Origin of the sequence: uncultured Oscillibacter sp. (genome assembly GCF_900546705.1) — a bacterium.
GTDB lineage: Bacteria > Bacillota > Clostridia > Oscillospirales > Oscillospiraceae > Oscillibacter.
On sequence record NZ_URDP01000051.1, the window covers coordinates 1 to 12,131 of the forward strand.

At 65.7% G+C, this 12,131-nt stretch carries 11 protein-coding genes and 2 pseudogenes; 7 read left to right on the top strand and 6 right to left on the bottom strand.

All coding sequences use genetic code 11. The annotated features are described in order from the left end of the window. Together QZS13_RS09170 and QZS13_RS09175 are read left to right on the top strand one after the other, a co-directional pair. A pseudogene (locus QZS13_RS09170) lies at nucleotides 1–205 on the top strand (pseudouridine synthase); the annotation flags it as partial. A gap of 5 nt (nucleotides 206–210) precedes the next feature. Next, nucleotides 211–1,122, top strand: a complete 912-nt coding sequence (locus QZS13_RS09175) for a bifunctional riboflavin kinase/FAD synthetase (RefSeq protein ID WP_295588183.1) — start codon at nucleotides 211–213, stop codon at nucleotides 1,120–1,122. Nucleotides 1,123–1,155: 33 nt separating this feature from the next. Here QZS13_RS09175 and QZS13_RS09180 read toward each other — a convergent pair whose 3' ends face one another. Both QZS13_RS09180 and QZS13_RS09185 read right to left on the bottom strand, forming a co-directional pair. Next, nucleotides 1,156–1,428 carry a hypothetical protein gene (locus QZS13_RS09180; protein WP_295588186.1) on the bottom strand — a complete coding sequence of 91 codons (273 nt, stop codon included), beginning with the start codon at nucleotides 1,426–1,428 and terminating at the stop codon, nucleotides 1,156–1,158. A 72-nt stretch (nucleotides 1,429–1,500) separates the two neighbouring features. Continuing rightward, a complete protein-coding gene (locus tag QZS13_RS09185; protein WP_295588189.1) occupies nucleotides 1,501–3,537 on the bottom strand; it encodes a SpoIIE family protein phosphatase in 2,037 nt (678 codons plus the stop codon). A 167-nt stretch (nucleotides 3,538–3,704) separates the two neighbouring features. Between QZS13_RS09185 and dusB the strand changes: the two genes are divergently transcribed. The 5 genes from dusB (at nucleotide 3,705) to QZS13_RS09210 (ending at nucleotide 8,340) form a co-directional block, all read left to right on the top strand. Continuing rightward, the gene (gene dusB, locus QZS13_RS09190; RefSeq protein WP_295588192.1) at nucleotides 3,705–4,673 is read left to right on the top strand and encodes a tRNA dihydrouridine synthase DusB; all 969 of its coding nucleotides are present in this window, start codon (nucleotides 3,705–3,707) and stop codon (nucleotides 4,671–4,673) included. Continuing rightward, complete coding sequence (locus tag QZS13_RS09195) at nucleotides 4,670–5,272, top strand: RNA polymerase sigma factor (protein WP_295588195.1); 603 nt, start codon at nucleotides 4,670–4,672, stop codon at nucleotides 5,270–5,272. The genes dusB and QZS13_RS09195 overlap by 4 nt, the downstream gene beginning before the upstream one ends. A 2-nt stretch (nucleotides 5,273–5,274) precedes the next feature. Then, the gene (locus QZS13_RS09200) at nucleotides 5,275–6,228 is read left to right on the top strand and encodes a zf-HC2 domain-containing protein (protein WP_295588198.1); all 954 of its coding nucleotides are present in this window, start codon (nucleotides 5,275–5,277) and stop codon (nucleotides 6,226–6,228) included. Between the two features lie 241 nt (nucleotides 6,229–6,469). After that, entirely contained in the window at nucleotides 6,470–6,970 is a 501-nt protein-coding gene (locus tag QZS13_RS09205) for a QueT transporter family protein (RefSeq protein ID WP_295588201.1), read from the top strand. Between the two features lie 218 nt (nucleotides 6,971–7,188). Further along, nucleotides 7,189–8,340, top strand: coding sequence for an FprA family A-type flavoprotein (locus tag QZS13_RS09210; RefSeq protein ID WP_295588204.1), 1,152 nt, complete (start codon nucleotides 7,189–7,191; stop codon nucleotides 8,338–8,340). Nucleotides 8,341–8,391: 51 nt separating this feature from the next. Here the strand turns inward: QZS13_RS09210 and QZS13_RS09215 are convergent, their stop codons facing one another. The 4 genes and pseudogenes from QZS13_RS09215 to QZS13_RS09230 form a co-directional block, all read right to left on the bottom strand. Continuing rightward, nucleotides 8,392–9,138: a heparan-alpha-glucosaminide N-acetyltransferase gene (locus QZS13_RS09215; RefSeq protein ID WP_295588207.1), complete on the bottom strand. Its 747-nt coding sequence runs from the start codon at nucleotides 9,136–9,138 to the stop codon at nucleotides 8,392–8,394. A gap of 124 nt (nucleotides 9,139–9,262) precedes the next feature. Beyond that, entirely contained in the window at nucleotides 9,263–9,421 is a 159-nt protein-coding gene (gene rd / locus QZS13_RS09220; protein ID WP_295588210.1) for a rubredoxin, read from the bottom strand. Nucleotides 9,422–9,508: 87 nt separating this feature from the next. Continuing rightward, nucleotides 9,509–11,824 (bottom strand): polysaccharide pyruvyl transferase family protein, encoded by a 2,316-nt coding sequence (locus tag QZS13_RS09225; protein WP_295588212.1) that lies wholly within the window; start codon nucleotides 11,822–11,824, stop codon nucleotides 9,509–9,511. Next, nucleotides 11,821–12,131, bottom strand: a pseudogene (locus tag QZS13_RS09230) (cytidine deaminase); the annotation flags it as partial. The gene QZS13_RS09225 and the pseudogene QZS13_RS09230, both read right to left, overlap by 4 nt.

Sequence of the window (12,131 nt, forward strand, 5' to 3'; positions counted from 1 at the left end):
CACGGACAGCCTGTTTTCTCAGCACCCCATTTTGCTTCTCAAGTCGGACAAGCTGGAAAAGCGGGTCCGCTGCGGCAACCCCATTTCCCTGCCGGGCACTGCCGACGGCACCTACCGCGTTTACAGTCAGGACCGGCAGTTCCTGTGCCTGTCTCAGGCCAGGGGCGGCACCCTGACTTCCATCAAGAATTTCTTTGGAGCGTAATCATCATGTCCATCAAGGAAAAAGTCATTGCCCTGGGCTTCTTCGACGGAGTCCATCTGGGCCACGGCGCCCTGCTGCGGCGCACGGCGGAGGAGGCTGCCGCCCGGGGTGTCACCCCGGCCGTGTTCACCTTTGACCGCCCGCCCAAGGAGGTCATCACCGGCCAGCCCTGTCCTCTCATCAACTCGGCGGAGGACCGCCGGGGGCTGATCCGCCGCCTCTACGGCATCGACGAGGTGCTGATGGTGCCCTTCGACCACGAGATGATGACCACCCCCTGGGACGATTTTGTCAGGGATATCCTCATCCGCCGCTATCACGCCGTGCATCTGGTGGCCGGCCACGACCACCACTTCGGCCATAAAAACCAGGGCTCGCCGGAGCGGCTGCAAGCCCTGTGCGCCCAGCTGGGTCTTGGGTGCGATATCATCCCCAAGGTGGAGGTGGCAGGCATCACCGTCAGCTCCACCTACATCCGCCGCCTGGTGGAGCTGGGCCAGATCGACCGGGCCAACCGGTTTCTGGGCCACCCCCATACCCTGACGGGCACCGTCCGCCACGGCCGGGGCATCGGCTCCTCCCAATTGTTCCCCACGGCCAACGTCGCCATCCCGCCTCACGTGCTGGTTCCCAGCCACGGGGTGTACGTGACCCGGGTCACACTGACCGACGGCAGCGTCTACCCGGCCGTCACCAATGTGGGCACCCGGCCCACCGTGCACAACGGCTCCGACGTGACGGTGGAGGCGTGCCTGCTGGATTTTGCCGGGGATCTGTACGGCAAGACCATCCGGGTGGAGTTTTTCCAGCATCTGCGGGACGAGATGCGCTTTGACTCCCTGGATGCCCTGAAGGCCCAGATTGCCGCGGACGCGGAAACCACCCGCCGCTACTTCGTGGAACATACGGAATTATAAAAAGGAAGGACAGGCAGAGCCTGTCCTTCCTTTTTATACCAGGGCGGCAATGAGCCACACCATACCGATGCCCCCGGCCCCCAGCAGCGTGTAGACCGCCGGGCTCAGGTCCCGCCAGGCCCTGCTGAAATGGCCGTGATCGCCGCCGGCGTAGTTGCGGGCCACCCGCCGGGCCTCCTCCACCAGATCCCGGGCGGTGACGCCCTCTCCGGCGGCGTCGTTGCGCACAATGAAGATCGCCTGTTCAAAATACCGCTGATCCGGGGAATCCACCACGACCACCCGCCTGGAAATGCCTTTAACCATCCGCTTCACGCCTCCTGTAACCACAGTTTTGATGGTTCCATTTTGTCTCAGCGGGGGAGAATTTATACAGCCTCACACCATTTTTGCCCCGTTCTCCGGCAAATAGAGCACCTGCACGCCGCAGTCGTCCTGCAATCCCTCCCGGCGGACGCTCTCGGCCAGGATCAGCGTGGCCAGGGCCTGGGGGTCTGTGCCCTCCCAGCCGGCCAGCAGGTCCTGAAGCCACTCGTCGTGGTTCGCGTCGGCCACGCCGTCGCTGATGAGCACCGCAAAGCTGCCCGGGGCCAGGGTGGCCCGGGTCACGTCCGGAGAGGCGTCCCCCGACCGCAGGCCCACCGGCAGTGCCGCGCCGGTGATGCGGCGCACCGCGCCCTTGCGCTTGACATAGCTGGGGGCAGCGCCGAATTTATAGAAGGCCGCCTCCCCAGTCTGCGTCCGGCAGGTGAGCAGGTCCACGGTGGTAAAGCTGCCCGTCTCCGCCCCCCGCAGAGCCATGGCAGTATTGAGCGTCTTGAGGGCCGCCTCCGGCGCGATGCCCGCCTCCAGAAACTGGCGCAGCAGCCGGGCCGTCAGCGCCGACTCCTTGCGGGCCTCGGCGCCGGTGCCCATGCCGTCGGAGAGCAGCAGGCATAAAAGGCCCGTCTCCGTGCGGAAGGAGGTGACCGTGTCCCCGCACACCTGCTCCCCCTCCTTGGGCCGCAGCGCCGCGCCGATGCGCCCGTCCGGCTGCCCGGAGGCGGAGACGGGGGCGGATTCCAGAGTGGCGGCAGTGGCCGTCAGCAGGTCGCTGAGCTGGGCGTACTGGCCCCGGGCGCTGCGTCGGGTGTCCTCCAGCTGCCGCCGGTACTGCTGGCGCAGCAAAAAGGCGGTGAGCTCACCGTTGATGGCGCCGATCAGGTCCGGCAGGTGGATGCACCGGTCGGCGAAGTAGGACGGAAAGTCCTTGGCCATGGCCCTCCCCCGTTCCAGAAGATAGGGCGTGGCGTCGTTCATGGCGTTGAAGGTGCCGGTGTACTCCCGCTGCCAGCACAGCTCACACAGCGCGCAGCCCCGGCACACCTTCTCCGCCGCCCGGTCGAACACCACCGCCGGGTTCTCCTCCGTGGATTGCTGGGGCACCCGGCTCATGCTGTCGTAAAGATCCCGCAGCGCCGCGGCAGTCTGGGTGAGGCAGCGGCGCAGCCGCTCCCCGCCCACAGGCGGGGCCGCGCTCTCCTGGCGAAGCACCCGCTTGCCGCCGAACAGCCGCCCGGGCAGCATCAAAAACACGCCCGCGCCGAACACAGCCTCCAGCATCAGCGGCCGGGCCAGCGCATGCTCCACCGGCAGCAGCGCCAGAAAGACAGCCCCCAAAAACGCCCCGGCCGCCCGGGCCCGGCGCCCGGCGCAGCTGCCTGACAGCAGCCCTCCCAGGCCGTAGGCCCCGCCGAAGAGGATGCCCCCGGATCCGGCGCACAGGTCCAGCACCAGTCCCGTTCCCAAACCGGCGGCGGCCCCCGGGGCCGCGCCCCGCTGGCAGGCGGCATAGAGCACCAGGGCACACTCCAGCGCCCGGCCCAGAGACAGCTCCCCCACCGCCACATCCTCCAGGGTCAAAAGGAGGGACATGGCCAAAAACAGCACACCGTCGGGCTCCAGCCGCTCCTGACCGCTGCGCAGCAGGGGCTGGTAAAACCAGGCGGCGGCCCCGGTCAGCAGCGCGGCGGCCAGGCACGGCGCCGCCTCCGAGAGCGGAGAGAGAGACTGGACTACGTAGATGCCGCCCACCGTGGCAAAGAGCCCGGCGGCGATGACCGCCGACCGGCCCCGCTGCTCCGCCGCCCGCCAGCCCCGCAGAGCCTGGGCCGTGGTGAAGATCAGTGCAGCGGAGGCCAGGAACGGCAGCGCCTGGGCAAAGTCCATGAATACCAGCGCCCCCAGCCCCGCACCCAGCAGGGCCGCCGCTTCGCCTGCCCCCGGTCCCGACGCGGACACGCAGCCCAAGGCAAAGGGCGCATAGCCTCCCGGAAGACGGCTGGCGCAAAGGGCCGCCGTCAGGAAAAAGCGCACGCCTGATGCCAGCAGCCGCGCCCGCTGCTCCTTCCCCAAAATGATCTGACCGTGCTGCACAGCCTGTCCCTCCCGCATCCGTAGTTTTCCCCATTTTACCGTCCGCCGCCGGAAAAAGCCGTCGGGAAATGGTAGGGCGCAGAATTTTTGGCGGAACGTTCCGGGTGGACTTTTCCCGGCCGTCATGATATGATAATAAGAGTTTTTGCTTGGAAAGGGGATTTTTTATGCGGATCGGAACCGTGGAGATCGATTCCCGTCTGGCACTGGCCCCCATGGCCGGCGTCACAGACGTGGCGTTCCGGCAGATCTGCCGGGAGCTGGGCGCCGGATACACCATCACGGAGCTGATCTCCTCCAAAGCCCTCTGCTATCACGATAAAAAGACGTTTTCCCTGCTGCGCCAGGCGCCGGGAGAGCATCCCGCCGCCGTGCAGATCTTCGGCAGCGACCCGGTGTGCATGGCGGAGGCGGCCCAGATCGCCATCGCCGAGACCGGCGCGGATATCCTGGACATCAACATGGGCTGTCCCATGGGAAAAATCGTCAACAACGGCGACGGCGCCGCCCTCATGAAGGACCCGGACAAGGCCGGGCGCATTGTGGAGGCGGTGGTAAAGGCGGTGGACGTGCCGGTGACCGCCAAGTTCCGCCGGGGCTGGGACATGGGCAGCTGCAACTGCGTGGAGTTTGCCAAAACGCTGGAGCAGGCCGGGGTGTCCGCCGTGGCGGTCCACGGCCGCACCCGGGCCCAGGTATACGGCGGCACGGCGGACTGGAACTGCATCCGCCAGGTGAAGGAGGCCGTGCAGGTACCGGTCATCGCCAACGGGGATATCTGGAAGCCGGAGGACGCGGCCCGGATTCTCCGCCATACGGGGGCGGATATGGCCATGATCGGCCGGGGCAGCTTTGGAAACCCCTGGATTTTCCAGCAGGCCAAGGCGGTGCTGGAGGGGCGGGAGGTGCCGCCCCTGCCACCGCTGGCGGAGCGGTGCGACACGGCGGTGCGGCAGTTCGAGCTGGCCGCCGCCGCCAAAGGCGAGCGGGTGGCCGTGCTGGAGGCCCGGCGGCATTACTGCTGGTACCTCAAAGGGGTGCCCCACTCCGGCTATTACAAAGAGAAGATTGTGCAGATGAACACCCTGGAAGATGTGTATCAGGTGACGAAAGGGATCAAACGGGATCTGACATGAGACAGGAAGAAACGTGGGTGGCCGCTGCCCGCCGGGGGGACACGGACGCCTTTGAATCGCTCCTCCGCCTGTACGAAAAGCGGGTTCTGGCGCTGACCATGCGCATGTGCCGCAATCCGGAGGACGCCCAGGAGGCCGCCCAGGAGGCGTTTCTGGCCGCCTGGCAGGGACTGCCTGCCTTCCGGGGGGAGTCCAGCTTTTCCACCTGGCTCTACCGGCTCACCTCCAACGCCTGCGTGGATCTCATGCGCCGGGAGGGCCGCCACAGCGCATCCGCCGGCCCCTCCCTCAACGATGAGGACACCGGCCTGGACCTGCCGGACCGGGCCCCCTCTCCCCAGGAGGCGGCAGAGCAGCGGGAGCTGCGGGGCCAGATCGAGGCGGGACTCCGTTCCCTCTCCCCAGAGCACCGGCAGGTGCTCATTCTGCGGGAAATCCACCAGCTCAGCTATGAGGAGATTGCCCAGGTTCTGTCGCTGGACCTGGGCACGGTGAAGTCCCGGATCAGCCGGGGCCGTCGGCAGCTGAGAAATTTTTTGATCCGCAGCGGGAACTTTTCGCCCCCCTCTGCGTCCAAAAAGACAGGAAAGGAGGGCTGAACATGGAACAATGCATGGATACGTCCCTGCTGGATGCCTTTGTGGACGGCGAGCTCTCCCCGGAGGAGACAGCCCGCGTCCGGGCGCATTTGGACTCCTGTGCCGCCTGCCGGGCCTATGTGGACGACGCGCTGGCCATCCGGGCCGCCCTGGGCGGCTGGGAAGACACACCGGTGCCGGAGGACTTTGACCGCCGCGTCATGGACGCCGTGGCCGCCCATCCCCGCCGCCGGCCCACGCCCTGGAAAAAGGCGCTGGTGCCTCTGGCAGCCTGCCTGGCCGTGTTGGTACTGGCCCTGCCTTTGCGGGGCGCCTTGATGAACCATTCCGTCGGAGCGGCCCAGTCCGCAGAGGACACTGCCTCTCTGACGTCCCAGGTCACGGAAGATGCCGCTTCAGGGGAAGAGGCGGATGCCGCCGCTCCCGCCTCTCCGGAGGAAGATGCGGTCGGGGAAGCCGCCCCGGCAGTGGAGGCCCCGGCTGCGGCGAAAGCCGCGCAGGAGCCTACGGCGGAGCAATTTACCGCGCAGGAAACGCAGACGCCGCCCTCTGCGGACCAGTCCGCCCCGGCGGAGGCGGACAGCGTCGCTCCCGTCCGGAACAGTCTCACTGCCGCCCAGGACAGCGGCGACACCCCGCAGGCCTATGCGGCGGCCCCTGCCATGGAGGCCGCAGACGCCGCCTCCGCCCAGGAACGCGAGGAATCCCAGCAGGCCGACGCGCCCTTTGCCACGCTGACGCTGACGGCAGCCCAGGCGGGCAATCTGCTGGACGGCTGCCCCGTGGAGGACCAGACCCAGGGCCAGACCACCTACCGTCTGGACACGGCGGCCTACGTGCAGCTCAAATGCGCACTCATTGCCGCCGGGAACCTGCCCGACACAGAGGAGCTCAGCAGCACGCCGGATGATGGCGGCACGCCCTATGCGCTGGTCATCGTCACAAAAGAGCCGTAAATCCGGCCCGCAGCCGGGGGAAGCCGTTCCCCCGGCTTTTTTTGTTGCAATTTCGCCGTCTGTGTGATATAGTGCTTCTCCGACAGGTGCCATCTCCCTGTCCAAGCGTCCGCCGGGACGTTCGTTCGGCACTGATGCCGTTCTCTAAACAAAAAAATGGAGGTCGCCCGGGCCTTAACCGCGGGCTTTTTGTGTGTGCTGATGCAAAAGACCTCCGAACGATTGCAGGAGGTCTTTTCTTATGTCCCGAAATTCCTGGTCCGTCCGCCGTCTGGCCATGTCCGGCATCATTGCCGCCATCTACGCCGCCCTGACGCTGCTGCTGCCCATTCCCCAGTACGGCGGAGTCCAGCTGCGGGTGGCGGAGGCCATGACCGTGCTGCCCTTTTTCTTTCCGGAGGCCATCCCCGGCCTGGCCGTGGGGTGCTTTTTGGCCAACCTGCTGGGCTCCCCCTACGTGCTGGACTGGATCTTCGGCACGCTGGCCACGCTGCTGGCCGCCCTGTGGACGTCCCGGATCAAGCACCGGGCCCTGGCCCCCCTTCCTCCGGTGGTGTGCAACGCGGTGATCGTGGGCGGGGAGATCGCCTACTTTGCCACGCTGGACGGCGCCGCCTTCTGGCCCGCCTACGCCTTCAACGCCCTGACCGTGGGCCTGGGGGAGGCCATTGCCTGCTTTGTGCTGGGGTCGCTGCTGCTGCGGGCGCTGGAGCGGACCAACGCCGTCAAGCGCATGGGCTGAGGACACACTCCGGGGGCTTCACGGTCTGTGAAGCCCCCGTTTTTCCCGTTTCCGGAAAAATTTTCCGCTCCCCCCCTGGCCGGTCCCATAGTCCTTGAAAATCCCGGCACAGTGTGATAGGATAATCGCTGGAATATCCCTTTTGCCTCGATTCCGCTGTTTTTTGGTCGAATCTTACACATAAAATCTGCGTACGCGCATTGCTTTGGAGGTAGCCTATGATCACGAAGGACATTGTTTACATCGGCGCGGATGACAAGGACCTGGACCTGTTCGAGGGGCAATACTCCGTCCCCAACGGGGTATCCTATAACTCCTATGTCATTCTGGACGAGAAGATCGCCGTGATGGATACGGTGGACCAGCGCAAGAGCCAGGAGTTTCTGGCCAATCTGGAAAAGGCGCTGGACGGCCGCCAGCCGGATTACCTGGTGGTCAACCATGTGGAGCCCGACCACGCCGCCACCATCCTGCCCCTTCTGGAAAAGTATCCCTCTTTGCGTCTGGTAGGCAATGCCAAGACCTTCCAGATGCTGCTGCTCTACTTCCCCAGCCTGGATCTGAGCCAGGCCGTCACCGTCAAGGAGGGGGACACCCTCTGCCTGGGCCGCCACACCCTGCATTTTGTCCTGGCGCCCATGGTGCACTGGCCCGAGGTCATGATGACCTATGACGAGTGCGACAAGGTTCTCTTCAGCGCCGATGGCTTCGGCAAGTTCGGCGCCCTGGACACCGACGAGGACTGGGACTGCGAGGCCCGCCGCTACTACTTCAACATCGTGGGCAAGTACGGTCCCCAGGTGCAGGCGGTTTTGAAGAAGGCCGCCGGTCTGGACATCCAGATCATCTGCCCCCTCCACGGCCCGGTGCTCAAGGACAACCTGTCCCATTACCTGGAAAAGTACGACCTGTGGAGCCGTTACGCCGTGGAGGACGAGGGCGTGTTCATCGCCACCGCCTCCATCCACGGCAACACCGCCCACGCAGTGGAAAAGCTGACGGAGCTGCTGCATGCCAAGGGCTGCGCCGCGGTGGAGGTGGCAGACCTGACCCGGGGCGACATCTCCGTGGCCCTGGAGGACGCCTTCCGCTACGGCAAAGTGGTGCTGGCCGCCTCCTCCTACAATGCCGGCGTCATGCCCGCCATGGAGGACTTCCTCCATCATCTCAAGGGCAAGAACTATCAAAAGCGCACGGTGGCCCTCATCGAAAACGGCTCCTGGGCTCCCTCCGCCGCCCGCACCATGAAGGAGATCCTCTCCCAGATGAAGGAGATCACCGTGGTGGAGCCTGTGGTGACGCTGCGGGGCGCCTTCAAGGAGACCGATGTCCCCGCTCTGGAGGCTCTGGCCGACGCGCTGCTGGCCTGATTGCCCCTCAAAACACAAAACAAGGCACCGGCCGGGCCGGTGCCTTGTTTTTTATTTGGTCAGATACTCCGCCGCCGTCATCAGTCCGTAGAGCACCGGCTGATGGACAAGATAGAGCAGCAACGACCGCCGCCCCAGCCACATGAGGGGCCGTATCCGCCCCCGCCGGAGAATGGGCCGGTCCTTCCACAGCGGGAACAAAAACCAGCCCGCCCAGAAGAGGAAGATCCACGGCAGGAGGGAGAAGTAGTCCGTGGACGTGAACTCCGGCGTGGGAAAGCCCAGCACCGCCAGTGCGTCGGTGGTGTACAGCGACTCCGGCAGCACCTCCATGCCCAGCAGCACCCCCTCGTCAATCTGGCGGGTGGCGGCGAACAGCACCCCGGAGCACACCGCCCCCCAGACCGGCGGGACACGCTCCAGCAGCGGCCCCAGGGCCCAGGTCACCGCGGCGGCCAGTCCCAGAAACGTCAAAATGCCCCAGCGGACCGCGTCCTCCGGCATGACGATCTCCGTCACCGCCATGACCAGTACCCCCGCGGCGAACACCTTGGCCGCATGGCGCAGAGGACGGCGGCTCAGGCGGGTGCAGAAGCCGGACAGGAGGATAAAGCTCCAGCAGATGGCCTGCTGCCACAAAAAGCCCGGCCACCCGTCGTACCAGGGAAGGTCCCAGCCCCCCAGATTCACCGCGTCCCAGAGGGCGTGATAGGCCACCATCACCACCAGGGTGGCCCCCCGGATGGTGTCCAGCAGCGGATAGCGTCCCGCGGCGGTTTTCTGTACGCCGGTGCTCAAGTCCCATTCCTCCCCGCCTGTTTTTCCATCTGTATTGTAAAAATCCCCGCCCGTCCTGTCAACGGGTCCGGGGCAGATTCTGCAAAAGGCAGAAAAACGCCGCCCGGATGGGCGGCGTTTTTGATTACTTCTCCTCGAATTCGTCCTTGCCGGCGCCGCACAGGGGGCACACCCAGTCGGCGGGAAGGTCTTCCCACTTGGTGCCGGGGGCAATTCCGTTGTCGGGATCACCGGCAGCCTCGTCATACACGTATCCGCAGAGCACGCACTCATACTTTTTCATTGTTCTTGCCTCCTTATGGCTTTTTTGTTTGGATGATCTGCATTATAGCAGAGTATTCCCCGAAATGCTGTTGTTTTTCCAACAGTCTCAACGAATTTTTTTCCGCAGCTTCTCCTTGACCTCCGGGCTGAGCAGCTTGGCGGCAGCCCGTACCGGCAGCGGCCGCAGGGCGAAGAAGCGTTTGCGCACCTGCTCAAAGGGCTCCAGGGCATAGGAGGCAAAAAACGCGGAGCGGTCGGCGGGCTGGGCAATGGGGGAAGCCAGCCGGGGATTGCCGGCGATGGCCCGCTCCAGAGGAAATTTCTCCTTGGCCAGAGGCAGCTGATCGAAAAGATGGCTGCCGTGGGCGGTGTTGACCAACAGCAGGGAAACGCCCTTTTCCTGCTGGTCGGGCAGCTCGTCGGGCCGCAGGCCCCAGAAGTCGCCCAGAGTGAAGTCACCCACCCGGCTGACGGACGTGTAGGCGCAGCGGTAACAGCTGGGCCGCAGGAACAGCGCCCGGCCGAAGGCGTGGCCGTACTCGGTGGCGAACAGCGGCGCGGAGTCCACGCTGCCGTCGGTATACACCACGGTAAAGTGGCTGTCCTTCCAGCCGGTGACCTTGTTGCGGAAGCGCACGGCCTGAACCGTCTTGCCCTTGCGGTGCTCAATGGAGCGGACCATATCCTCCCACACACCGGGGGACGGCACGCCGTGGCAGACGAGATCGCAGGTCACCAGGTTCTCCGGGCGGGTGCCCAGGTAATGATAGAGCCCATCCACCTGGCAGGGGGTACCGGAAAAGAGCACCATGCGGCTTTCCAGCCAGTGCTTGACCTCCCGGTAGCAGTCCCCCAGATCACTTTGCACATATTTGGCGCCCCGCAGCCGCCACAGCTCCTCCTTGCGGAAGCAGGCCACATGGCGCAGGTGCTGATGGCCGTCCATGGCGGCGCCGAACACCACACCGCCGCACTCGAGCACATACCCGGCCAGCAGGGAGAAAACACCGCCGGAGGTGGAGTCCTTGCGGATGTCCTCGGCCCGGTTCCAGGCGGCAAAGGCAGCCGGCAGCGGACGCTCCGGCCGCTCCCGGAGGGCCGGGCACACGGCGGTGCAGTGTCCGCAGCGGACGCACAGGTCACTGTGGATCACCGGGTAGAGAAAGCCCTCCTTGTCCCGTTCCATGGTGATGGCATCCTTGGGACAGCCGCTGGCACAGGCGCCGCAGCCGGTACAGTGAAGGTGACTTGCCAGCCGGGGCAGACTGCTTCCCTCCGCCGGCTCCTCCGCCGCCGGCTCCTCCGCCGCCGGCTCCTCCAGCGGCTCGTCGGCCAGGGCATGGCGAAGATACTCCACCGAATCCCGCCGGGCGTGCTCCAGCCGCCGCTCCACCTCGGACCAGCAGATGGCATCGTCCACGCCGGCGGTGTCGCCCTTGCCCACCACCCGGTTTTCAAGGCCCAGGCGGCTGAGGAGGCTGAAGGTGCGGGAACTCTCCGGCGCGGCCAGCTCGCTGGGGGCCACGGCGGTGAAAAAGGGCTTTTGGAACTGGACGGAAAACACCGTCCCATGGAAGGAGTTGGTGCACACATAGCTGGCACCCCGGAACCACCCCAGAAACTCCGCCGGGCCCGCGTCCAGCACGCAGCGGGCCTTGGGGTGCACCCGCTGGCGGATGCCGCAAAGCTGCACCACCGGCAGTCCCGTCTCCTCCGCCAGGCGGCGGATATAGGGGACCAGCGGGCCGGGCTTGCTGATGCAGTAGCACAGAATATAGCCGCCCTTTTCCGCCGGTGGCGAGGCAATGGCGCTCCAGGCGTTCCGGTCCAGCAGCAGCGTGGGGTCCAGCACCACCGGCACAGTCTTGCCCATCACCTGCTCCACGATGGTCTGTCCCTGCCGCTCCCGGACGGAGATGTGGGAAAAGGCGTCCAGGTATCCCCGCAGCTCGTCCTCCATCCCCTCCGGCACCGACGGGATACCGAAGGAGGGGGCGTAGGCGATCTTCCGCTTTTGGGAGAAGGCGCCGAAAAACACCGGGTCGAACTTCCCATCCGGAAAGATTTTCGGGTTCCAGATCTGATCGCTGCCGGAGAGAATCACATCGTAGGGAAGGGCCGCGCCCGCCAGCTCCGACGCGCTCTCGTAGCGATGGGAAGAGCGTTTGAGGTACTGGCGGGAGAAGGCCTCAAAGCGGTCGTAGCGGGCCTTGAGGGCTCCGTAGTGCAGCGCGGTGTGGGCGTCGGCCGCGGCGCTGCCAAGGCCCGTAGGAGCGCGGAAGAGGGCGTTATTTTGGTTGACGTAGTAGTCCACGATCTCACACTCGCCGCCCAGGGCCTCCACCGCCCGCTCCGTGGCGCAGGCCTGCAGCATGGCCCCGTAGTGGTGAATGTGGTAAAAGGTGACAAGTCCGATCTTCAATGTGCCTCTCCCCCTCTTTCCGGCAGGTCCATCTCCGCCTGGGCGGGGGCCAAGTCGTCCTCCGCCACCCAGTCGGACACGGGCACCACCTCGAACTCCGTCTTGGTGCGGCGGATGACCACCCGCTCCAGCCCCGCGTTGATCACGTGGCGGCGGCACATGGAGCAGGAGGTGGCGTCGGGAAGGAGCTCCCCGGTTCGGGCGTCCCGGCCCACCAGATACAGCGTGCCGCCCACCATGTCCCGCCGGGCGGCGGAGATGATGGCGTTGGCCTCGGCGTGGACGCTGCGGCACAGCTCGTACCGCT

What these genes read in the sequence shown, in the direction of transcription:
- dusB (WP_295588192.1), top strand. Translation starts at nt 3,705, where the DNA reads ATGCGGATCGGAACCGTGGAGATCGATTCCCGTCTGGCACTGGCCCCC.
- QZS13_RS09180 (WP_295588186.1), bottom strand. Translation starts at nt 1,428, where the DNA reads ATGGTTAAAGGCATTTCCAGGCGGGTGGTCGTGGTGGATTCCCCGGAT.
- QZS13_RS09175 (WP_295588183.1), top strand. Translation starts at nt 211, where the DNA reads ATGTCCATCAAGGAAAAAGTCATTGCCCTGGGCTTCTTCGACGGAGTC.
- QZS13_RS09200 (WP_295588198.1), top strand. Translation starts at nt 5,275, where the DNA reads ATGGAACAATGCATGGATACGTCCCTGCTGGATGCCTTTGTGGACGGC.
- QZS13_RS09210 (WP_295588204.1), top strand. Translation starts at nt 7,189, where the DNA reads ATGATCACGAAGGACATTGTTTACATCGGCGCGGATGACAAGGACCTG.
- QZS13_RS09205 (WP_295588201.1), top strand. Translation starts at nt 6,470, where the DNA reads ATGTCCCGAAATTCCTGGTCCGTCCGCCGTCTGGCCATGTCCGGCATC.
- rd (WP_295588210.1), bottom strand. Translation starts at nt 9,421, where the DNA reads ATGAAAAAGTATGAGTGCGTGCTCTGCGGATACGTGTATGACGAGGCT.
- QZS13_RS09195 (WP_295588195.1), top strand. Translation starts at nt 4,670, where the DNA reads ATGAGACAGGAAGAAACGTGGGTGGCCGCTGCCCGCCGGGGGGACACG.